A 22000-nucleotide genomic window follows, 5' to 3' on the forward strand; every position below is an offset into this window, starting at 1 on the left:
ACAGTTCTCAAACCCAGAACCCCTTAATTTCAAGGCGATTCGGCACCAGCGCCTGTGGATAACCGGCGCGGTGCTGCGTCACTGACCAACCCCACCCTTGGGTTCCCCAGGGGCCGGGCCTGAGCGTGATCACCCGTGGCCGCGGCCGCTTGGTCAGTGGCCCACGTCCGCCTCAACCAGTCGGCGGCGGTCTCGCGTCGACCGCGCCCTACGCGCGGCACGTTGTGCATCAGATGCGTGTCGTTGAGGGCTTGGCGTGCGGATCTGGTGCACAACGTGGAGCGGAGGCGGAGAGGGCCGAGCAGTTGGCGAAGGCGGGTGAGCAGCTGGCGAAGGTGGGTGGCTGGCTTATGGCCAGGGGTGGAAGTTGGTGGTGGTGTAGAGGGTTTTGGCGGAGTGGTTGCCTTCGGCAACTCGGAGGGCTACTTGGCCTGGGACGGAGGCTAGGAGGGCGCGGGCTATGCCTTGGTGGCGGTGGGTTGGGGAGGTGAAGAGTTCGATGATGAAGGGGCAGTCGGGGGTGTCGGGCCAGGGGGCTCGGTCTACTACGAGGATTGCGGCGATCAAGACGTCGTCCAGGCAGGCCAGGCGGCTTAGGTCGAGGTTGAGGTTGCCGTAGGCGGATTCGAAGGTGAGGGTGATGTCTTCGATTGCCTCGGCTTCTGTAGCCGCCGCGGCTCCGGGTTCGTAGGAGGCGAAGTACAGCCGGCCCAGTGGGACCGTGTCGGCCACCGACGGCGCGCGCGTTGTGACGCCGGCGGGTAGTTCCACGAGTTCGGTGGGACCGGCGGGGCGGATCAGGACCGGCATTGGAAGGCCGACCAGGACCCACGCCTGCCGTGCAGGAGCTGGATCACCGGGCCGACTGGATGAAGGCGGCCAGGTCTTCCGACTGCTGCCGCCGGGAGTCGTCGTGGACATACATCATGTGGCCGGCTTCGTAGTACTTCGTTTCGATGTTGGGGACGAGTTCGGCCGGGATCTGTAGCCGGGACAGGGTGTTCTCGGTGGCGAAGTACGGCGTGGCGCCGTCGTAGCGACCCGACGCGACGTGGACCCGCAGGTGTGGGTTGACGCGCATCGCCTCGGCGAGTTTGTCGGCGACCGTGATCTGCTGGCCCTCGAACTCCTTGTACGACCAGTTCTTCGCGGCCTCGAAGCTGAGGATCTCGTACGGCAGATCGTTCTCGTACCCGAGCTCGACCCGCACGTAATGGTTCAGCGCGGCAGTGTAGGGACCGATGATCGCGTTGAACGACGGATCCTTGCTCTGCGTCTCACCACCGGAGTCCGAGTCCCAACCGATGAACCGACCGTCCAGCCGACCAACCACCTGACGACGCGAGCGCAGCAACTCGGCGAAGAAGCGCATGTGCTCGATCCGCAGGTTCACCCGGTCGATGTAGTCCTCCGACAGCCCGGTCAGCGCGGCCAGCCGAGTGACCACCTCGGCCCGGTAGTCCGCCGAGATCCGGTTGCCTTGGGCAAGCGCATTCGGATACCGCCCCGCCGCGAACCGCTCCGCGTCAGCAAGCAGGTCTTCCAAAGAGGAATCCGGGATCAAGCCGTGGTAGTGCGCAATAGCGGCGTACGTCGGCAGGTACAGCGTGTACGGCAAGTCGTTCCCCGGCGTGAAGTCGAGCGTGCCGAATTCCAGCACGACCGAGATCAGCATCACCCCGTTCAGGTACATCCCGTACCGCTCCTGCAGATGCGACGCCAGCCCCGCAGCCCGCGTCGTACCGTACGACTCGCCGGCCAGGAACTTCGGCGACATCCACCGCCCGTTCCGCGAGGTCCACAGCCGGATGACCTCGCCGACCGACTCCAGGTCGCGGGTGAACCCGTGGTACTCCCCCGGCTTCTCCCCCTCGACCGCCCGCGAGTACCCGGTCGACACCGGATCGATGAACACGATGTCGCTGTGCCTCAGCAAGGTCTCGGCGTTGTCGACGATCGAGTACGGCGGACGCGCGAGCTCACCCGCGTCACCGGAGACCACGCGGCGCGGGCCGAGCAGGCCGAGGTGCAGCCAGATGCTCGACGACCCCGGCCCGCCGTTGAATGCGAACGTCACCGGCCGATCCGAAGCATCCGCGTCGTCCAGCGTGTAGGCGGTGAGGAACACCTCGGCCTTCGGCTTCAGCCCGTCGAACTTGCCGTCGGTGTACACCTCCTGGCGAAGCACGATCCGCCCGGTGGTCGCCGTGTACCGCAGCTCCTGCCCGTCGATCGTCAGCGTGTGCTGCGTCGTGACCAGATCGTCGGCCGGCGTGGCGGGCTTGGTTTCGGTCTCGGTCTTCTCCTCGTTCGCCATGTCGCAGAACCTACCAGCGGCCCCGCGCCCGTCACCTGGATATTCAGTTGTCGATCAGATCGAACTCTTCCCAAGGACCGATCGCCGTTCGGTTGGCGATCAGCGCGGTCGCGCCGGCGTTCTCCGCGCAGACGAGGTTGTTGTTGACCTGGGCACGGAAACTGACCGAGCCGTCGCCGTTGTGGATCAGCTGGAAGGTCTCCCACGAGCCCACGGCCGAGTTCTTCGCGAGCAGCGGCGCGGCGCCGGCGTTGTCGGCTGCGACGTACAGGCCGTTGGCTCTGGCCTTGAGTGAGACGTTGCCGCCGCCGAGATCGGCCAGATCGAACTGCTGCGCCGTACCGATCGTGGTGCTGTCCGCGATCAGCGGCGTACCGGCGCCGGCCGTCACGTACTTGCCGTTGGCGTGGGCGCGCAGGCTGATCGTGCCCGTCCCGGCGGTCGCCGGCGGCAGGCCGATGGTGGCCTTGTCGTAACGCCGGGCCGTGGTGGCCGGCGTGCCGGACAGCGCTTCGAACGGCTGCACGGAGGAACCGGTCTTCTCCACCAGATAGGACCGACCGGCCTCGGCCGGGATCGTGAAGGTCGCGTTCGTCTGCGGCGCGACGACGGTGGCGCGGGTCCGGCCGTCGAGCACGGTCACGCTCTGACCGGGCCACGGGCTGCGTACGGCGAGTTGCTGGTCGGCGCCGGACGTGATGGCGACGGTTGTCGGCGTACCGTTGGAGACCTGGACGTGGACCCGGGATTTGTGGCCGATGGCAACTGTCCCCTCGCCGGTCCAGTCGCTCGGCCAGGCCGGAGCGATCCGCAGCAGGCCGTCGTAGTCCTGAGCCAGTGCCTCGGGTACGGCGGCAGCCAGCACGCCGACCTGTTCGATGTACGGCTCGGAAGCCTGCTGCGCGGTGTAGCTCGCCATCCCGGACGGGTAGACCTGGTACTGCCGGATCGCGTTGAGGAGCGTCGACTTCACCTCGGTCGCCAACCCCAGCCGCGCCGCCTGCAACGGGTCGTAGCTCCAATCGGCGTTGTTGGAATAGCTGCGTGAGGTATAGGTCCGCTGAGCCAGTGACGACTCGGCGCCCAGAAGGTTGTAGGGCCAGACCGCTTCCAGGCCGATGTTCTCACCGTTGTGCCGCTCGGCCGTCGGTTGGGTCGAGAGGCCGATCATCGTGGTGCCGTTGGCGTCGTCAGCAGGCGTGAGGAGCTGCGTCTGCGTTGCCTTGTCGGTGCGCGGCAGCGACGGAATCTTCGGGATCGCGGCGTTGAGCTGGCTGACCAGCGCGCTGTCGCCCTGGTTCTGCGCTGCCTTCACTGCGATTGGAAAGAACGCCTGCATCGCGGCGATGTCGGTCGTCGGGTCGGTGACGTTCCACTGGGTCTCGTGGGAGTTGGACTGGGTGTGCAGCTTGCCGTCCGACCCGGTGGTTGCGTGGGACAACAAGAACTGCGCAGCGCCCTTGATGAGCGTGTAGTGGGCCGACAGGAACGCCTGGTCGTCCGTCATCCGGTAGTGCTCCCAGACCCACAGCCCGATCTCAGCGCCGGTGGTGACCGTGAGCGCGTTGTAGCTCGGGGAGCTGGCCACGTCGCACGACGAGTTGCCGGTCCCGCCGTTGTAGGTGCCGTTGCCGTTGAACCGCATCGTCTCCGGAACGCACAGACCCTGGTGACCGGGCATGTGCCCACTGGTCCAGGACGCGATGGCGTCCAGGTTGTCCTGGTAGAGGCGGAACACCGGATCATTGAGCTCCGGCAGCCCGGCGGACAGGTTGGCGGCCACCTGCATCCGCAGATTCCAGAACCAGTAGCCGGACGGATACCAGTCCCGCTTGTCCTGCGAGAACGTGAACAGGTCGGCGACACCGGCCTGCGATCCAGGCAGTACGCCGCGACTCTCCGCGGCACTCGCGTAGAGGAAGATCGTCCGCAGGTTCTCGACGTACTCGCCGGTCCCGTCGGCCGAGCTGATCTTGATCAGGCCGGCCGACTGCCAATAGTTGTGCCACCACTGCAGATGCGCGTCCCGTACTTCGTTCTGCGGACGGGTCGTGGCGCCGTCCAGCACGCTGTTGGTGGTCGCGATCGAGTCGCCGCCTGTCCACGTCGGCGCTGCGACGACGATCCGGAACGAGCCGTCGGTGTTGGGCTGGAAGCTGACCTGCCCGGTGAGACTGTCCGGCACCGAGGCAACGACGTTCCGACCGCCCGCGCTGAGTCCCGCGAGCGAGCCGAAGGTCCGGCCGGATGCGCCAGCACCGGAGTTGTCCACCCAGGTCTCGGCCAGTGCCGCGGTCGCCCCGGACGCCCGCGCTTCGGGTGACCGGCCGCTCCACAGCTTCACCTGAGCCGTCTGGGTGCTGTTCGGGTCGGCGCCGGTGACGTCGACGACCAGTTGCTGCGTATCGGCCCGGATGAACGCGGTCGCGGTCATCCCGCCACCGGACTGCCGCAGCATCCCGTCGTACAGGTCGAGGGTGGCACTGAAATCGGCCGCGGTGGTCAGCCGCGACAGGCCCGGGATCACCAACTGGCCAAGCGATTTGCGGTCGGGGAAGGTGTCGGTGCGATTCAACTGGGCGGTGAAGCCGTCGGCGGACCAGACCGCAGCGCCGAGCGCGCCGTTCCCCAGCGGGAGCGACTGGGCCGGGGCGGGGTTCGGGCGCTGGAGGACGATGTCCGAGCGGCGGACGACGTTCGGGGTGTCGACGACGAAGGTGCCGTTCTGCCAGGCGGTCGTACCTGGCGAGGCGCCCGCGGGCGGTCCGCCGGCCGTGATCAGACCGGCGGTAATCACCAAGCAGAGCAGGATTCTGGGCAGGTGTGAGCGCAGAAGGGACATCGGACCTCATGAGGTCTAGGGGGCGGACCCATCGGCCTGGGAGCTGGCAACCCTGGGGTGGTACCGGATGTTTCCCGTCTCACTCCGTCACGTCAAGACTTCACAGAGCAAGGTGCCAACTTTTTGCACTCATCATCCCTGAATTTGCGCGCGGAGGTGCGACCACTCCGCTCGCCGTCCGTTCTAACCTGTGACGCATGGCGACGATTTTGCACATCGCGTTCGTGGACCAGTGGAGGGCCGCGCTCGAAGCCGGGAGCTACCGGTGGTCGACCCGCGGCAAGAGCCTCGACGACGGCGCCACGTTCATCCACGCCTCCCGGCCCGAGCAGGTCGCGATGACGGCGAACTTCGTGTACGACGACGTACAGGAGCCACTGTGCCTCCTGGTGATCGACACCGGGCGACTGGTGTCCGCCCTGTGCGAAGAGCCCGTCGGCGACCAGCTCTTCCCGCACATCTACGGCCCGCTCAACCTCGACGCGGTGGTCGACGTACAGCCGTACGAGCGCGGCGCCGACGGGCTGTGGCCCGCGGTCTCGCCACAAGCCGTATCCTGAGCAGACGGAACGGGTCGGTCGGGCGATCGCGTCGTCCGCGCAAGCGGGCGCCGAGGAAAGTCCGGACTCCACAGGGCAACGTGGTGGGTAACGCCCACCCGGGGTAACCCGCGGGACAGTGCCACAGAGAACAGACCGCCAGCGGCTCCGGTGAACCCCGTGGTTCATGGGAGTGCGGGTGAGGGTGAAACGGTGGTGTAAGAGACCACCAGCTCCGCAGGTGACTGCAGAGGCTAGGTAAACCCCACGTGGAGCAAGGCCAAGAAGGGCGATGGGCAACCATTGTCCGCGCGAGCGTTCGAGGGCGGCCCGCCCGAGCTCGCGGGTAGGCTGCTGGAGGTGCCCGGCAACGGTCACCGTAGATGGATGATCGCCACCACAGAATCCGGCTTACAGACCGGCCCGTTCCCGCACCCGTAGTTCCTCCCCCGTTCGGGGTCGAGGTCTGGCGATGCTCGCGGTTTGGTGCGAATGTGCTCCCAGGGGTCACGAGCAGGTCACGGGTAACGCTTGTGTGGGGTTCACGGGATGGGGGATCGGACAATGCTGTCTTGGATCAGAAAGCTCGGCGTCATCGGGGTCGCGGGAGCGGTGGCCGTCGCGATGGTCGGCGTGACGCCGGCGGCCGCGGTCGAGGCGGGCGGCCTCGGCGCCACCGTCAAGCCGAAACCGAAGAAGGATCTCGGGTACGGCGACAAGATGCTGTTGCAGAAGGCCCGGTCGAAGGGCCAGAAGACGGTCACGCTGCTGGTTGCCGCCGAGAAGGGGCAGAGCAACGACGTCGCACAGCGGGTCGCCAAGCTCGGCGGCACCGTCGAGAAGCGCACCGACTCGATCGGGTATCTGCGCGTCAAGGTCAACATCGACAAGGCGGAGGACGTGGCGAACCTCCTCGGCGTCAAGGCCGCCGACGTCGACGAAGTGATTCCGCTGGAAGATCCACGGCCCCAGGGCACGGTGGATCCGATTCCGCAGTCGCCGCCGAAGGCGACGACTCCGCGAGTCAACCCGTACATGCCGACCGGCGACATCGGCTCGGCGCAGTTCGTCAACGCCCACCCGACGTGGGACGGCCGCGGCACCACGGTCGGCATCCTCGACACCGGGATCGACCTGAGCCACCCGGCGCTGAACACGACCTCGACCGGTGAGCGGAAGATCGTCGACTGGGTCACCTACACCGACCCGACGTTCGTCGGCAACACGAACGCCGACGACGACCCGACCTGGATCCACATGACCGCGCAGGCCGCCGGCTACCCCGCGCAGTTCCGTCAGGGCACGTTCAACGAACGCGATCCACGCCTCGGCGGCGAGCTCGGCAACGACGTCAACCGCGACGGCAACCCGGTGGGGTCGTCAGGGCTGTTCGGTGTCCTCTGGGACACGATCGCCAACACCGTCTGGGTGGACACCAACCAGAACGGCACGTTCACCGACGACCTTCCGATGACCGACTACAAGGTCAACTACGACCAGAACCACTTCGGCACCGACAACCCGGCCACGCCGATCAACGAGTCGATGCCGTTCGTCGTCCAGACCGACGCGGCGGACCAGGCCGTGAACATCGGCATCGTCTCCGGCGAGCACGGTTCGCACGTCGCGGGCATCGTGGCCGGCAACCAGCTTCTCGGCGGAAAGATGAGCGGTGCGGCACCTGGCGCCAAGCTCGTGTCGGTCCGGGTCTGCCTGTTCATCGCCGGCTGCACGAACCACGCACTGCTCGAGGGCATGATCTACGCGGTCACGCAGGCACACGTGAACGTGATCAACATGTCGATCGGCGGCCTGCCGGCGCTGAACGACGGCAACAACGCCCGCGCCGACCTGTACAACTCGTTGATCGACACCTACGGCGTGCAGATGTTCTTCTCCGCCGGTAACAGCGGCCCCGGTATGAACACCATCGGCGACCCGGCCGTGGCGTCGAAGGTCGTCAGTGTCGGTTCGTACATCACCAGCGCCAGCTGGCTCGCGAACTACGGCTCCAAGACCGGTCCGGCCGAGAACCTGCACCCGTTCTCGTCCCGCGGTCCGGCCGAGGACGGCGCTCTCAAGCCGGAGATCGTCGCGCCGGGCTCCGCGATCTCGGCCGTGCCGACCTGGCAACCAGGGCAGCCGGTCGTCGGCACGTACGCCCTGCCGCCGGGCTACGCCATGCTCCAAGGCACGTCGATGGCCTCGCCGCAGATGGCCGGGGCTGCCGCGTTGCTGCTCAGTGCCGCGCAAGCGAACGGGCAGACGGTCACGCCCGCGCAACTGCGCAAGTCGCTGTTCTCGTCGGCACGGTTCCTGACGAACTACAGCGCGTACGAGCAGGGCAACGGTCTCGCCAGCGTCGGCGACGCCTGGAACCTGCTGAAGAAGAGCCCGCGGACGGACACCATCACCGCCTCGGTCCCGGTCAGCACGGCGCTGTCCGCCTTCCTCAAGACACCGGGCATCGGTGTCGGTATCAACGACCACGAGGGCGTCGTACTCGGTACGCAGTACACCCGCACGTACACGCTGCGCCGTACGTCGGGACCGGCCGGCAACGTGAAGTACAAGCTGTCCTGGCTCAGCGGCGACGGCACCTTCGTCACCGCCGGGAACGTCATGCTGCCGCTGAACACGGACGTGTCGCTCCCGGTCGGAGTCAAGGCCAAGTCGGTCGGCGCGCATTCGGCACTGCTGCAGTTCGACGACACCAGTTCGCCGGGGATCGAGTTCCAGACCCTGAACACGATCGTGGTGCCGTACAGCCTGGCGCAGGCGACACCGTCGAAGACCGTCAGCGGCAAGATCGGCCGCAACCAGACGACGAGCTACTTCTTCCAGGTGCCGGCGGGCGTGGCGGCGTTGAAGGTCGACCTGTCGGGACCGGACGGCACACCCGGCACCGGCCAGGCACGATTCCTGCGGTTCAGCCCGTACGGCGTCGCGAGCGAAGCCGGCGAGCCCAACAGCCTGTACTGCTACAACCCACCGGTCGCCGGCGGGACGTGCCCGGGCGATCCACTCAGTCGCACGGTCAGCAATCCGCTGCCGGGTGTCTGGGAGATCACCGTCGAGGCCCGGCGTACGTCGGACCTGCTGAACACGCCGTACACGCTGACGGCATCGATCCTCGGCGTATCTGTGTCGCCGAACCCGGACGTGATCGCGAGCGGCACTCTCGGACAGCCGATCGCCCGTTCGTACACGCTGACGAACCAGCAGGGTCCGTTCACCGGTAAGGCTGTGGGCACCGCACTGGGCAGCGCGAAGCTGTCGACGCCGACGATCGCGGACGGTGCTCAGCAGCAGTTCCAGGTCAACGTCACACCGGGCACGACCCGGCTCCAGGCGACGATCGGGGGCGCGAGTGACATCAAGGCGGACCTCGACCTGTTCATCTACAACTGCACCTCCGGGACCTGTCTGCTGGCAGCACAGAGCGCGGGCAGTACGGCGGAGGAATCGGCCGCCGTCAACAATCCAGCGGTCGGAGTGTGGGTTGTGCTCGTCGACGGGTTCGGCGTGCCGTCGGGCACGACGACGTACAACTACCGCGACGTACTCACCAATGCCGCCTACGGCTCGATCGCAGTGGCGGATGCCAACGCGCTGAGAGCAACGGGCGCACAGTGGACCGTCTCGGCCACAGTGACCCCAACCGCGGTACCCGCCGCGGGGCGGGTGCTCTACGGCAACGTGCAGGCCCTGACCGACTCGAACGTCCTCATCGGCCAGGGAGACGTGATCATCCAGTCCGTTAGCTAGTGGCAGTGGTCGCCAGGAGACTCCAGGATCCGGCCTTCGGGCTTCTCCCAGGGCTCCTGGCGACCCAACGCCGTCATGTCGAGAGCGGTCGGGGTGAAGGTCATCGCGTCCGGACCGCGGCCGTACGTCGAGTACGTGTGGTGTACGGCGTCGTCGACGCGGAGGAAGCAGCTCAGACCGTGCAGCTCGAACGGCTGCTCCTGCTGGATGAAGTCGGCGCCGGGGCGCTGGTCCCACTCCGCCTTGGTGCGGTAGTTGTACACGAACGGTACGACGGACTCGTCCAGCGTGACCTGGTAGTCGTAGTTGAACTCGCTCCCGTACGACGAGTACCAGGGAAACGACCATCCACGCGCGTCCTTGTAGGCGGCCAGCTTCTCGTACGGCGCCCGGGACACCAGCGCGAACGTCGTGTTCTTGCTGTGGAGAAAGTCGATTGATCCGATCTCGTCCACGAAGCCGGTGCAGCTCGGGCAGGCGGCGTCCCACTCGGGCGGGTACATGATGTGGTAGACGACCAACTGCGGCCGCCCCTCGAACAGATCCGCGAGCCCCGCCGAGCCGGACGCGCCGGTGAAGACGTACGGCTTGTCGACCAGGACCATTGGCAGCTCACGCCGGCGGGTGTTGAGCGCGTCGCGCTGCTTGGTGAACGCCTTCTCCTCGGCCAGCAGCGCTCGCCGAGCCTCCAGCCACTCGTCCCGGGAAACGACCTCGGGCAGGTTCATTCCAGCCTCCTCGCAAGAGATTCACCCGCAACGTCGGAGCCGATGTCGCCGGTTCGACACCCTCAGGGTGACAAACTTGGCGCATGCGGAGACGGGTACGTACCGGGATCGTGATCCTTCTCCTGATCGTGCTGCTCGGCGGCGCCGGGTACGTCGGATGGATCCTGGTCCAGCGATCTCAGCCGGTGTCGCTGCCGGAACCGACCGGGAACTTCCAGGTCGGCCGGCGGACCTACGAATGGACCGACGTACCACGCCGCGACCCGTACACCAACGGCCCGCGGAAGCTCGCCGTCTGGCTCTGGTACCCGGTCGCCAAGGACACCACCGGCCGCCGCGTCCAATACGCCCCGGACCTGTGGAGCGGACTCCACCTCAAAGCACCGGTCTCCCTGTTCCAAGGACCGTTCGACACTCTCCAGGACCGCGCACTCGACCGCGTCGCGATCGCGCCGGGCCACTTCCCGGTTGTCGTACTGATGCCCGGCATGGGTCTCTCAGCACCGATGTACGCCGCTCTTGCGGAAGACCTCGCCAGTCACGGCTACCTGGTCGCCGGCGTCACCCCGACGTACAGCGCGAACCTCACCGTGATCGGCGGCCAGAGCATCGCGAGCAAGCCGGAGGCAAACCCGTCGAATCTCGGCGACAGCAGCGAAGGCTCCCAGAAGGTCGGCGATCACCTCGTCACCGTCTGGGCCGCGGACGCCCGCTTCGCCGCCGGCATGGTCACCAAACAGCTCCCGAACTCGGTCGAGACCGCGGTCGGGCCGTCGTACGTCGGCCACTCGTTCGGCGGCGCGGCGTCACTCGAGGCATGCCGGCTGGACCAACGATGCGCGGCCGCGGTCGACCTGGACGGCAGCCAGTTCGGCGACGTGGTGACGAAGGGCGTCAAGGCACCGATCCTGCTGCTCGGCGCGGACGACTCGTGCATCACCAGCGTGTGCGGCCCGGACGCCAAGAACGACACGGATCGCGACCGCGCACTTTCGTTGCTCAAGGCAAGCAGCGGTACGTCGTGGTGCGCCACCATCCCCGGTAGCCGGCACTTCAACTTCACCGACTACGGCGTCTACTACCTGGCCTACCCGCTGCGGAAGTTCCTCCCGCTCGGCAGCGTCGCGCCGCGGCACGCGCTCACCGTCACGAATGGCTACATCGACGCCTTCCTGTCGCACGCGATCTACAAGGCGCCCTCCCCCGGCGCCCCGGCCTGCACTACCTAGAGATCCAGCTCGTACGTCTGCCCGACCAGCGCGTCGCCCCACATCTCGTGCGGCTCTGAATTCGTGAGCCGGAAACCGCGAGCCAGGTAAACGTGCCGGGCCGCCACGAGTGGAGCGTTCGTCCACAGCACCATCCGCTTGTAGCCGGCGGAACGAGCAAACGCCAAGCACGTATCGACCAACTCGGCGCCGAGCTTGAGGCCTCGTGCGGCCGGTGTCACCAGGAGCAGCCGCAACTGCGCAGTCGTCTCGTCCGGCCCGCGTACGCAGAAGATGCTGCCGACGCGCTCCCCGTCCACCTCGGCGATCCACGCTGCCTCGCGCTCGTCGTCGTGGTCGGTCGCGTAGGCCGCCACGATCTGCGCGATCAGCACCTCGTACTGCGGCGCCCAGCCGTACTCCGCGCTGTAGGTCTCCGCGTGCGACTGCACCACCCAGCCGAGGTCTCCCGGCTGCCCCAGCTTCCTGATCAGTTTCGTCATCCATCCACCCGATCTACTGACACGACTGTTTCAGTAAGCGATACTAGCAACGTGCCGACGACTAAGGAAGGCCCTTCCGCGCGCGAGCAAGAGCTGCTCGAGCGCGCCTACGCCTACTCGCTCACGCACGGGCTGGCCGACCTGTCGCTGCGCCCGCTGGCGACCGCGATCGGGTCCAGTCCGCGGGTGCTGCTGTTCCTGTTCGGCAGCAAGGACGGCCTGATCCGGGCCCTCCTCGCCCGCGCCCGCGCTGACGAACTCGAGCTCCTCCAGCGGTACGACGTACCGCCGGGGCTGACCGTGATCGCGCGGGAGCTGTGGACCTGGCTGGCCGCGCCGGAACGACGGCCGTTGATGACATTCTGGGTCGAGGCCTACGGGCGTTCGCTCGTCGCGCCGGACGGTCCTTGGGCGGACTTCGCCCGATCGACGGTCGACGACTGGCTCGAGCTGCTGAAGGCGAGTCAGCCGGATCCCGGTTCCGCCAAGGCGGAGGCACGACGTACCGCCGTACTGGCAATGCTCCGCGGCGCGCTCATCGACCTACTCGCGACCGGCGACCTCAAGCGGACGACCGCGGCGGTCGAGGACTACCTAGCCGACTAGTTCGAAGGACACCGTGCGTTTGGCGATGTCGGCTTCGACGAGTTTCACGCGGACCGGGCGGCCGAGCGGCAGCGCAGTACCGGTGACACGTCCTTCGATCGCGACTGCGGTCAGAGCGACGATGCCGCGGCCGTTCTCCCGCTGGTCCACCTCGGTGATCACGCCGTCGAACTCGGACCCGACCTGATCCGCGACCAGACCCGCCTCGACCATGCTGACGATCGACCGCTCGTACGCGTGTGCCCGCCGATCCGCGTCGTCCATGGCCTTCGGGATCTCGACCATCGAGTCGCGCACCCAAGCCGGAACCTCGGTGCCCGCTGAGAGCGCGATGCAGATCTCCGCGGTCCAGCGGTCGACGAGCCGCCGCAGCGGCGCGGTGACATGCGCGTACTCCGCCTTCATCGCGGCGTGCTGCGGTCGCTCCGGCAGGTTTCCGTCGAACGCCGTGTACCCAGCACCGCGGAACAACACGGTGCACGCGGCAAGCATCGCCGCATGCGCCGGCACCTTCGGATCGAGTCCGTGGATGAATTCGGCGTACGTCGTCTCGTCGGCCCAGACGAGCCCGAGTGCCTTGGCGGTGTTGCCGAGCTTGCGGCGAAGGTCGTCGTGCGACTCGGGCAGCGTCCGCAGGATGCCGATCTTGCCCTTCATCATCAGGTCGGCTGCGGCCATCCCGGTCAGCAGCGAGATCTGCGCGTTCCAGCCCTCGACCGGGAGCGGCGCCCGGAACTCCAGACCCCAACCGTGGTTGGAGGTGACGACCTCTTGGTCCGGGATCGGCAGGTTGACCCCACCGCGCTCCAGCTCGCGCTTCTCCCGGAGCTGCCCGACCTCACGGAGCAGTTGCAGCGACTCCGACGCCGTACCTGCATCGAGGTCCTTCTGTACGCCCGCGTAGTTGAGCTTGGCCCGCGATTTCACCAAGGCCCGCTCGCAGGTGACGCCCGTACTCTCGCCGGTCGCATCGACTGTGATCGTCCACAGCACGGCGGGACAGACCTGATCGGGCAGCAGTGAGGCCGCGCCCTCGGACAGCTCCGGCGGGTGCAGCGGAGTCCGTTTGTCCGGCGCGTACAGAGTCTCGCCGCGACGCCGGGCCTCGACGTCGATCGGGTCGCCGGCCTGGACGAACGCGGCGACGTCGGCGATCGCGTAGTACACCGTGTAGCCGTTGCCGGTTCGCTCGATGTGTACGGCTTGGTCCAGGTCCATCGAGTCCGGCGGATCGATCGTGACGAACTCGAGGTCCGTCCGATCGAGCTCGGGCAGACGGACATTCTTCGCCGCCGCCAGCGCCGCCGCAGTCACCTCGGGCGGGAAGTCGGCCGGCACCTCCTGCTCCCGACGAATGTCCTGCAACGACGCCCGGAACACCTCCGGAACGTCCTCGGCGAAGTGAACCCTCTGCAACGGCATGGGGTCAGACTAGCGATGGCTGGACATTGAAGGAGCGTAGGGAGGCCAGGCCGTCGGCGTACCAGTGGATCTCGGTGAGGGTCGCCGGTCGCAGTTCCATCCGGAACATCGACGACATCGGGGCCTGTAGCACCGATCGAACCATCAGCTTGATCGGCGTCACGTGCGTGACCACGACGACCGTCTTGCCGGGGTACCGGGCCAGCAGCCCGTCCCGCGCCGACCGCGCCCGCCGCGCACACGCGTCGAACGACTCACCGCCGGGCGGCGCGACATTGGTCGATTCCATCCAGGCGTTCAACGCGTCCGGCCACTTCTCCTGGACCTCGGCGAAGGTGTGCCCGTCCCAGTCGCCGAACGAGCACTCGACCCAGCCGTTGTCGGCAACCGGCTCGAGCCCGAGCTTCGCGCCGACCGCATCGGCCGTCTGCCGGGCCCGCACCATCGGCGACGTGACCAGCGCATCGACCCCGCCGATCCGCGCCAGGTACTCCGCGGCTGCGAGCGCCTGCGCCCGTCCGGTATCACTCAACGCCGGGTCGTCGCCACCGGAGCCGGAGAACCGCTTCTCCGCCGTGTGCGGCGTCTCGCCGTGCCGGAGGAAGATCAACTGCGTCGGCGGCTCTGCCTGCGGACCCCAACCCTGCAAGGCTTTCTTCAGATCCGACGGCTCCTGAGCCTTGGCCGGAGTGGGGCCAGCGGGCTCCGGCTGCAGCGGGATCGGCACGCCGTCCAACGCGTTGTTCGCCAGCGCGTCTGCAGCCGAGTTCTGCGCGCGCGGCACCCAGGTCCACTCGGTGCCGAACGGAGCCAGACTTTGTGCCTTGATCGCCAGCGGCTGCAGGTCCGGGTGCTTGATCTTCCACCGGCCGGCCATCTGCTCGATGACCAGCTTGGAGTCCATCCGCACCTCGATCGAAGCATCCGGTGCGTACTCCGCGGCGAGCTCGAGCCCCGCGACCAGTCCGGAGTACTCCGCGACGTTGTTGGTCGCGATGCCCAGCGTCTTCCCCTGCTGGGCGATCACCTGACCGGTCGACGGATCGCGCACCAAAGCGCCGTACGCCGCCGGCCCCGGATTCCCCCGCGATCCACCATCAGCCTCGACGATCACGTGGGAGTAACTCATCCACGTCCTCGCTTCGCTCCGGGCGCGGACGAGGCACAAAACGCGCTGTGCTTGATGATGAGCTCGCTCCGCTCGCTCATGCGGCGCTCTCCGACGTCCGCACGAGGATCCGGCCGCATTCTTCACAGCGCAGTACGGCGTCCGGGGCGGCGTTCTTGATCTGGTTGAGGTCGGACGGTGCGAGCTCCATCCGGCAGCCCATGCAGCGCTTGCCGACCAGCGGTGCGGCGCCGATCCCGCCGTTGTGCTCACGCAGTCGCTGGTACTGCGCGATCAGCGCCTCCGGGATCTCGGCAGCGACCTTCGCGCGCTGGTCGCCGACCTGCGCCCGCTGCTCGTCGAGCTCCTTGAGCGTGGCGTCGCGGGTCGTCTCCAGCTCGGCCTGCCGGCTGGCGAACGCGTCGGCCCGCGTCCGCAGCTCGACCTGGACACCCTCCGCGGCCTCGAGCTTCTCCATCACCTCGAGCTCGGCGTCCTCCAGGTCGGAGATCCGCCGGTCCAGCGAACCGATCTCGTGCTGAAGGTTCTCCAGGTCGCGCGGCGAGGCGACCTGACCGGAGTCGATCCGCTGCTGGTTGCGTGTGCGGCGCTGGCGGACCTGCTCGACGTCGGAGTCGGCCTTCTTCTGCTCGCGCTGCAGGTCGCTGACCTCCATGTCCGCGGTGACCAGGTCGTGGTCGACGACGGACTTCTCGGCGGCCAGGTCCTTGAGGGCCTGGTGCTCGGGCAACGACGCGCGCTTGTGCGCGACCTGATCCAGCTGCAGGTCGAGATCCTGCAGGTCCAGCAACCGGCGTTGGACGGCGGGCTCGGCGTTCAGAGTCGGCTCCTTAGATCGTGGCGGCGCTCAGATCCGCAAGGTCCATGCGTCCGTGCACAGTGTTGAGATGTGAGTGTCTACGGTACTGCCTTGCGCCGCCAGCTCAGCGAGCAGGAGCCGCTCGGCATCGGCCAGCCACGGCCACTCACTGGCCCAGTGCGCGACGTCGACCAGTGCGGGGTCGCCGTACGCCCGCGCCTCGGTAGCGGGATGGTGCCGCAGGTCCGCGGTCAGGTAGGCATCGACGCCCGCGGCCCGGACCCGTTCGAACTCCGAGTCCCCCGCTCCCCCGACCACCGCAACGGTCTCGATCATCCGGTCCAGGTCGCCTGACACTCGTACGCCGTGCTCGGTCCGCGGCAGGCTCTCCGCGACCAGCCGAGCGAAATCGGCCAGCGGCAACGGCTCCGCGAGTACGCCGACCCGCCCGCCGCCGCGCTCGCTCGGCAGCTCGGCCAGCTCATAGACGTCGTACGCCGGTTCCTCGTAGGAGTGCGTCGCGAGCAAAGCCTCGACGACCGCGAGGCGCTTGCGGCGCGGCAGGATCATCTCGATCCGATCCTCCGGCACGACCTCGATGTCGCCGACGGTCCCGATCGTCGGGTTCGCGCCTTCCAGCGGCCGGAACGTCCCCTCGCCGGTCACAGTCCACGCGGCGCGCTCGTAGTCGCCGATCTGTCCCGCACCAGCCTTTGCCAGCGCGTCGAGCATCGCCTGCGTCTCCGCGACCGGGACGCCGACGACGACCTTGTCCATCGGCTCGGCCGGCATCGCCTTTAACGGCCGCGTGTCCCGCAGGCCGATCGCGGCGGCGAGCGCATCGCTCACGCCCGGGTTGGCGTTGTCGGCGTTGGTGTGACAGACCTGCAGCGCGACATTGCTCCGGATCAGGTCGTGGATGACCCGGCCCTTCGGCGTGGTCGTCGCGACACTGTTCACTCCGCGGAGCAACAACGGATGATGCGTGACGAGCAGATCGAACCCGCCCTCGATCGCCTCGTCGACCACGGCCCGCATCGGGTCCACGGCGAACAGAACCCGCCGTACCTCCTGCTCCGGATCGCCGGTCACCAGCCCGACCGCGTCCCAGGACTCCGCCCAGGCAGGGTTGTAGAGCCGATCGAGAATTGCGATCACATCAGCAAGCGTCGTCACGCGCCTATCCTGGCACTTGCTGCATATGTAGCTGGATACAGCTGGACTGTGACGGGGGCAGCCGCCCGGTGCCCCCGCCACAACCAGTTCCGCCGGGACGGGGGTGGCGGTGCGACCGCCCCGCCGCATCCACCACCGCACCCGCTCCGGCGGGTCGCCCCGGCCACAGGGGGAGGGCCGTCGACGACGGCTTGACCGGAACGAGTCTCTGGAACCTGGCTAGATCAGCCAGGCGGTTGTTGCACTCGGCAGCTTGTCGCCCTCGAGCGGGCCGCTGGACAGTACAACGGCTGCGTCGGGCAGCTCGACCGGCGCCGCGCCGAAGTTCGTGACGCTCTGCCAGCCGCCCGGCCGGGTGAAGTGCAGAACCCAGTCGGTCGCGTCGACCCAGGTCAGCGAGTTGCCGGTCCGCAGCCCACGCCGTACCGCGAGGGCCTTGCGGTAAAGGCTCAGCGTCGACTCCTGGTCGTCGTGCTGCGCCTCGACGGAGTACGCCCCGAACCACTTCGGCTGCACCAGGTGGGACCCGCCCGGACCGAAGCCGAACGACAGCCCCTCGACGGTCCACGGGATCGGCACCCGGCAGCCGTCGCGGCCCTTCTCGGCACCCTTCGAACGGAAGTACGCCGGGTCCTGCAGGTTCGCTGCCGGCAGCTCGCCGACCTCCTGCAGACCGAGCTCCTCACCCTGATAGAGGTACGCCGATCCCGGCAACGCGAGCATCAGCAGCGTCGCGGCGCGGGCCCGGCGCAGGCCGAGCGCGACGTCGACGGTCGGCTCGGTGCCGTTGCTCAGCAGCCAGTCCTTGCCGTCCTGCCAGCCGCCCTTCGGGTTCTTCGGCAGGCCGTACCGCGTGGCGTGCCGGACGACATCGTGGTTCGAAAACACCCACGTCGACGACGACCCGTTCTCGTCGGCGAGGGCGAGGTTCTCCTCGATCACCTTGCGGAACTTGTCGTACTCGAAGTCGGCCTGCAGCAGGTCGAAGTTGAACGCCTGCCCGAGCCCGTCGGCACTCGCGTACCGGGCCCGGCGGGCGGCCGGCACGAACGCCTCGGCGACCGCCGACCGCGGCGGGTCGTAGGAGTCCAGCAGCTTGCGCCAGTCGCGGTAGATCTCGTGTACACCGTCCTGGTCCCACAGCGGGTGCTTGCCGTACGACTCCGACTGCCGGGGCAGCGTGGCCTTCGACGGGAACGGCTCGGACAGGTCCTTCACGAGCGCGTGCGCCACGTCGACCCGGAAGCCGTCGACACCGCGGTCCGACCAGAACTTCAGCGTCTCCAGGAAGTCCGCGCGTACCTCGGGGTGCTGCCAGTTCAAGTCGGGCTGCTCGGCGGCGAACATGTGCAGGTACCACTGGCCGTCCGCGGTCTTGGCCCAGGCGGACCCGCCGAACACCGAGTCCCAGTCCGACGGCGGCTGGTCCTCGGTGGCGCCGTCGCGGAAGATGTAGCGGTCCCGGGCCGGCTCCCCCTTGGCGGCCTCGAGCGCCTCGAGGAACCACTCGTGCCGGTCGGAGGTGTGGTTCGGGACGATGTCGACGATCAGCTTGATGCCAGCCTCGTGCAAGGCCCCGATCAGCTCGTCGAAGTCGTCCAGCGTGCCCAGTCGCGGGTCCACGTTGCGGTAGTCGTCGACGTCGTACCCGCCGTCGGCCAGCGCGGACGGGTAGAACGGGCTCAGCCAGACCGCGTCGATGCCCAACGCCACCAGGTACGGGACTCGACTGATGATGCCCGGCAGGTCACCGACGCCGTCGCCGTTGGAGTCGGCGAAGCTGCGCGGGTAGATCTGGTAGACGACGGCCTGCCGCCACCAGTCGGCCTGAGTCTTTTGGGCAGTTCGGGTCGTCTGCGGACTCGTCACGATCGCCTCACTCGAAATCTGTTGGTAACCCGTGGTTTATATATAGGCTCTAAATTTAGAATCTGCATGTATTCTGCGGTCGGTAGGACGACGAGGTCAAGGGGCATTTTCATGGCGAAACCACCGGCGACCCCGCCCACGGCCACGCCGACGATGTTGCGGCGGGTGAACGCGGGCAAGGTACTGGGTGTGCTCACCCGTGCCCGGGTGATGACAGGAACCGGCCTGATCGAGGCCACCGGTCTGACCCGGGCCACCGTGCACGCGGTCTGCAACGACCTGATCTCGATGGGCTGGGTGGTCGAGCTCGACCCCGGCCGTACGTCGGTCGGACGGCCGTCGCGGCGGTTCGAGTACAACAACCGCGCCGGCTACGTGCTCGGCATCGACATCGGCGCGTCCAAGACGACCGTGCTGGTCTCCGACCTACGCGGCGAGACCGTCGCCAAGGTCGGGCAGTCCGCCGCCGGCGTGAAGACACCCGGCGAGCGGACCGCGATCGTGCACGAGACGATCATCGAGGCGCTGGCAACAGCGGGTGTCTCGAACGCTCAGGTCCTGGTGGCAGGTATCGGGGTCGCGGCGCCGGTCGACCGGGACGGGAACATCCTGGTCGACGACGAGTTCTGGCGACGGTTCGACCCCGACCTGGCGAAGCGGCTGACCGAGCTGCACGGCTGGCCGGTCCTGCTGGAGAACGACGCCAACCTGGCGACCCTCGGCGAGCACTGGCGCGGCGAGGCGCGGAACGTCGACGATCTCGTCGTACTGCTGGCCGGTGAGCGGTTCGGGTCCGGGCTGATGGACTCCGGACGGCTGCTGCACGGCAGCCGCGGCGGCGCCGGCGAGATGGTGTTCCTCAAGCTGATCGAGGGCGTCGGCGACACCCACGGCATCGCCCGGATCGCCCGCGAGGACGGTGCGAAGGCGGTCGCCGACCCGGCCGTCGACACGTTGTTGCGGAAGCTCGCCGACGACGGCGAGGTGACCGCCGAGCAGGTGTTCAGCGCGGCGGCCGACGGCGATGAAGTTGCCCTAGGCATCCTTCAGGACATCGCCGGCCGGACCGCGCGAGTGGTCGCCACCCTCGGCATCCTGTTCAACCCCGAGCTGGTGGTGCTCGGCGGCGCGGTCGCCGAGGCCGCCGCCGCACTGCTCCCCGACCTCGAGAAGCACCTGGCCGGCTACACCAGTACGCCGCCCCGCGTCGCCGTCTCGTCCCTGGGCGACGCGATCGTCTCCGTCGGCGCAGTCCGCCACGCCCTCAACTACGTAGAACAACACGCCCTAGACCTAGAACTAGGCTGCCGCCCGAGCTGACTGAGTTGCAGCTCGACAGTACGTATATGCCCACTGCCCCGGATCGCCCGCTCCGCTGAGCGCGGCCACGACCGTAGTGGTCGTATACGTACTGTCGAGCTGCAGATCTCAGCTCGTCAGTTGCTTGGCAACGGCCTCCAGGACGATCAGGTTGCGGCCGGACGTGGTGGCGGAGGGCGTGCCTTCCGGGACCAGCGCCTGGTCCTCGGGGATGCCGGTGCAGAGGACGAACACGTCGTCGGGGTGGTTCTGCAGGAGTTGGGTGAGGGCTGCGCGCATCCACGGTGTGCGGCCGGCGTCCTGGATCGCGATCACCAGCGGGCGGCCCGCGGCGGCTTGAGCTGCCTTGGCGATGTCGTCGTTCTCGGGCTCGGCCGCATTGGTGTCGCGGTGCTCACCCCGCAGTACGACGCCTTCGGAGCCGGGAGCGACCCGGGTGAAGATCTCCGGGAGGCCGGAGAAATAAGGGTTCCAGGCCGGGTGCAGACCTTGGGTGAGGTCGATGACGTACGGCGCTGGGCCGAGCGAGGGGAACGTCTGCCCGGCGACCACGCGCGCAGCGACCTCGCGGATCGGAGCGCCGTCGAGACCCGGCTGGCGGGCGCGCTGACCGAGTGAGGTGGCGAGGGCGCGGACCCGGGCGGCCGCGTCGGCGACGCGCTCGGCGGGAAGAGTGCCGTTGCGCACCTCATCGGCGACCCGGGCGATCAGGGCCTGAGCATCGGCGGAACCGACCGCGATCATCGCAAGGTCGGCCCCGGCGCGGATCGACGCGACCGCGGCGTCCTCGATCGACCGGTTCTTGGTGATCGCCTGCATCTCCAGCGCGTCGGTGGTGATGACTCCGGTGAAGCCGAGCTCCTCACGGAGCAGACCGGTCAGCAGCCGATGCGAGAGGGTGGCCGGCTGGTCGTCGTACGCCGAGAAGACGATGTGCGCGCTCATCACGACGTCAGCCCCGGCGGCGATCGTCGCCCGGAACGGTGCCAGCTCGACGGCGTTGACCTCGTCGATCGAGCGGTCGACGCGCGGGAGGTCGGTGTGGGAGTCGACCGCCACGTCGCCGTGACCCGGGAAGTGCTTGGGGCAGGCGGCGATGCCGGCCTCGTGGACGCCCTCGACGAAGGCGACGCCGTGCCGCGAGACGACGTCCGCTGTCCGGCCGAACGAGCGGGTCGAGATGATCGGGTTCGCGGGGTTGCTGTTGACGTCCACCGACGGGGCCAGCATCAGGTCGATACCGAGAGTGGCGAGGGTCGCGGCGGCGTCCCGTGCGGAGGCCCGGGTCAGCTCGACGTCGTCCAGGTCGCCCAGTAGGCGCGGTGAGGCGAGCGGCCACGGGTTCGCCGGTGCAAGGTGGCTGAACTCGCCGCCCTCGTGATCGATCGCCACGATCAGATCGGGGCGCTCGGCTCGCAGCGCGGCTGTCAGCGCCGTCATCTGCTCCGCGTCCGCCACATTCCGCGTGAACAGGATGACCGCTCCGAGGCCGCCGGCGACCGCTCTCCGCAGCTCGTCCGGGGCTGTGGTCCCGCTGAAGCCGACAACCAGCGAACCGGCGGCATCACGATCCAGTTGATCACTCATCCCCCCACCCTCTCGCGCTCCGGGTTCGCGCGCCACTCATCACGGATTGCTAATAATTAGCGGCCTCGAGGCGGCTGGAGGGGCATCGTTGTCAAGGGCTGTCATGGCAGTTAACTGCCGTCTTCCTGCGGGTTTGCCCTGATTACTTTCCTTCACCCCTGTCTGTTCGGGCCGACTACGGATAACG

The 22000-nt window shown here is 67.9% G+C and carries 16 protein-coding genes and 1 other RNA gene; 6 read left to right on the forward strand and 11 right to left on the reverse strand.

Annotated elements, in window-relative coordinates; translation table 11 throughout:
• Positions 1 to 348: 348 nt before the first annotated feature.
• From EV650_RS12355 to EV650_RS12365, 3 genes are read right to left on the reverse strand one after another with little or no spacing between them, the layout of a single operon-like run.
• Positions 349 to 810, reverse strand: coding sequence for a GNAT family N-acetyltransferase (locus tag EV650_RS12355; protein WP_166678094.1), 462 nt, complete (start codon positions 808 to 810; stop codon positions 349 to 351).
• A 43-nt stretch (positions 811 to 853) separates the two neighbouring features.
• On the reverse strand, positions 854 to 2317 hold the full coding sequence (locus tag EV650_RS12360; protein ID WP_134118422.1) for a S10 family peptidase: 1464 nt from the start codon (positions 2315 to 2317) through the stop codon (positions 854 to 856).
• Between the two features lie 43 nt (positions 2318 to 2360).
• On the reverse strand, positions 2361 to 5159 hold the full coding sequence (locus EV650_RS12365; RefSeq protein WP_134118424.1) for a fascin domain-containing protein: 2799 nt from the start codon (positions 5157 to 5159) through the stop codon (positions 2361 to 2363).
• A gap of 197 nt (positions 5160 to 5356) precedes the next feature.
• Between EV650_RS12365 and EV650_RS12370 the strand changes: the two genes are divergently transcribed.
• From EV650_RS12370 to EV650_RS12380, 3 genes are all read left to right on the forward strand, one after another.
• On the forward strand, positions 5357 to 5719 hold the full coding sequence (locus EV650_RS12370) for a DUF952 domain-containing protein (RefSeq protein WP_134118426.1): 363 nt from the start codon (positions 5357 to 5359) through the stop codon (positions 5717 to 5719).
• Positions 5720 to 5729: 10 nt separating this feature from the next.
• Positions 5730 to 6128, forward strand: an RNA gene (gene rnpB / locus EV650_RS12375) — RNase P RNA component class A.
• A 134-nt stretch (positions 6129 to 6262) separates the two neighbouring features.
• Positions 6263 to 9466 carry a S8 family serine peptidase gene (locus EV650_RS12380; protein ID WP_134118428.1) on the forward strand — a complete coding sequence of 1068 codons (3204 nt, stop codon included), beginning with the start codon at positions 6263 to 6265 and terminating at the stop codon, positions 9464 to 9466.
• Here the strand turns inward: EV650_RS12380 and EV650_RS12385 are convergent.
• Positions 9463 to 10194, reverse strand: a complete 732-nt coding sequence (locus EV650_RS12385; protein WP_134118430.1) for a DUF899 domain-containing protein — start codon at positions 10192 to 10194, stop codon at positions 9463 to 9465. The genes EV650_RS12380 and EV650_RS12385 overlap by 4 nt on opposite strands.
• Before the next feature lie 83 nt (positions 10195 to 10277).
• Here EV650_RS12385 and EV650_RS12390 point away from each other — a divergent pair, with 83 nt between their 5' ends.
• Complete coding sequence (locus tag EV650_RS12390; protein ID WP_134118432.1) at positions 10278 to 11423, forward strand: alpha/beta hydrolase family protein; 1146 nt, start codon at positions 10278 to 10280, stop codon at positions 11421 to 11423.
• Here the strand turns inward: EV650_RS12390 and EV650_RS12395 are convergent.
• Positions 11420 to 11905 (reverse strand): GNAT family N-acetyltransferase, encoded by a 486-nt coding sequence (locus EV650_RS12395; RefSeq protein WP_134118434.1) that lies wholly within the window; start codon positions 11903 to 11905, stop codon positions 11420 to 11422. The two genes, EV650_RS12390 and EV650_RS12395, sit on opposite strands and share 4 nt — an antisense overlap.
• 51 nt (positions 11906 to 11956) lie before the next feature.
• On the opposite strand from EV650_RS12395, the gene EV650_RS12400 reads away from it, so the two are divergent.
• The gene (locus EV650_RS12400; RefSeq protein ID WP_134118436.1) at positions 11957 to 12511 is read left to right on the forward strand and encodes a TetR/AcrR family transcriptional regulator; all 555 of its coding nucleotides are present in this window, start codon (positions 11957 to 11959) and stop codon (positions 12509 to 12511) included.
• On the opposite strand, the gene EV650_RS12405 is transcribed toward EV650_RS12400, so the two are convergent.
• The 5 genes from EV650_RS12405 to EV650_RS12425 form a co-directional block, all read right to left on the reverse strand.
• Complete coding sequence (locus tag EV650_RS12405; protein WP_134118438.1) at positions 12500 to 13933, reverse strand: RNB domain-containing ribonuclease; 1434 nt, start codon at positions 13931 to 13933, stop codon at positions 12500 to 12502. The two genes, EV650_RS12400 and EV650_RS12405, sit on opposite strands and share 12 nt — an antisense overlap.
• Positions 13934 to 13937: 4 nt before the next feature.
• The gene (locus EV650_RS12410; RefSeq protein WP_134118440.1) at positions 13938 to 15062 is read right to left on the reverse strand and encodes a bifunctional RNase H/acid phosphatase; all 1125 of its coding nucleotides are present in this window, start codon (positions 15060 to 15062) and stop codon (positions 13938 to 13940) included.
• Positions 15063 to 15138: 76 nt separating this feature from the next.
• Entirely contained in the window at positions 15139 to 15852 is a 714-nt protein-coding gene (locus EV650_RS12415) for a zinc ribbon domain-containing protein (RefSeq protein WP_202874475.1), read from the reverse strand.
• A 57-nt stretch (positions 15853 to 15909) separates the two neighbouring features.
• A complete protein-coding gene (locus tag EV650_RS12420) occupies positions 15910 to 17037 on the reverse strand; it encodes a Nif3-like dinuclear metal center hexameric protein (protein ID WP_238174171.1) in 1128 nt (375 codons plus the stop codon).
• A 219-nt stretch (positions 17038 to 17256) separates the two neighbouring features.
• Entirely contained in the window at positions 17257 to 18906 is a 1650-nt protein-coding gene (locus tag EV650_RS12425; protein ID WP_439648774.1) for a glycoside hydrolase family 13 protein, read from the reverse strand.
• A 111-nt stretch (positions 18907 to 19017) separates the two neighbouring features.
• On the opposite strand from EV650_RS12425, the gene EV650_RS12430 reads away from it, so the two are divergent.
• Complete coding sequence (locus tag EV650_RS12430; RefSeq protein WP_134118448.1) at positions 19018 to 20226, forward strand: ROK family transcriptional regulator; 1209 nt, start codon at positions 19018 to 19020, stop codon at positions 20224 to 20226.
• Positions 20227 to 20334: 108 nt separating this feature from the next.
• Here the strand turns inward: EV650_RS12430 and nagZ are convergent, their stop codons facing one another.
• Complete coding sequence (gene nagZ / locus EV650_RS12435; protein WP_134118450.1) at positions 20335 to 21813, reverse strand: beta-N-acetylhexosaminidase; 1479 nt, start codon at positions 21811 to 21813, stop codon at positions 20335 to 20337.
• Positions 21814 to 22000 lie beyond the last annotated feature (187 nt).

It is taken from the genome of Kribbella kalugense, assembly GCF_004365875.1.
GTDB lineage: Bacteria > Actinomycetota > Actinomycetes > Propionibacteriales > Kribbellaceae > Kribbella > Kribbella kalugense.

Coding starts and splice junctions, on each gene's coding strand:
- EV650_RS12395 (WP_134118434.1), bottom strand. CDS start 11,905: ATGACGAAACTGATCAGGAAGCTGGGGCAGCCGGGAGACCTCGGCTGG.
- EV650_RS12360 (WP_134118422.1), bottom strand. CDS start 2,317: ATGGCGAACGAGGAGAAGACCGAGACCGAAACCAAGCCCGCCACGCCG.
- EV650_RS12410 (WP_134118440.1), bottom strand. CDS start 15,062: ATGAGTTACTCCCACGTGATCGTCGAGGCTGATGGTGGATCGCGGGGG.
- EV650_RS12430 (WP_134118448.1), top strand. CDS start 19,018: ATGGCGAAACCACCGGCGACCCCGCCCACGGCCACGCCGACGATGTTG.
- EV650_RS12365 (WP_134118424.1), bottom strand. CDS start 5,159: ATGTCCCTTCTGCGCTCACACCTGCCCAGAATCCTGCTCTGCTTGGTG.
- EV650_RS12390 (WP_134118432.1), top strand. CDS start 10,278: ATGCGGAGACGGGTACGTACCGGGATCGTGATCCTTCTCCTGATCGTG.
- EV650_RS12380 (WP_134118428.1), top strand. CDS start 6,263: ATGCTGTCTTGGATCAGAAAGCTCGGCGTCATCGGGGTCGCGGGAGCG.
- EV650_RS12385 (WP_134118430.1), bottom strand. CDS start 10,194: ATGAACCTGCCCGAGGTCGTTTCCCGGGACGAGTGGCTGGAGGCTCGG.
- EV650_RS12405 (WP_134118438.1), bottom strand. CDS start 13,933: ATGCCGTTGCAGAGGGTTCACTTCGCCGAGGACGTTCCGGAGGTGTTC.
- EV650_RS12370 (WP_134118426.1), top strand. CDS start 5,357: ATGGCGACGATTTTGCACATCGCGTTCGTGGACCAGTGGAGGGCCGCG.
- EV650_RS12355 (WP_166678094.1), bottom strand. CDS start 810: ATGCCGGTCCTGATCCGCCCCGCCGGTCCCACCGAACTCGTGGAACTA.
- nagZ (WP_134118450.1), bottom strand. CDS start 21,813: ATGAGTGATCAACTGGATCGTGATGCCGCCGGTTCGCTGGTTGTCGGC.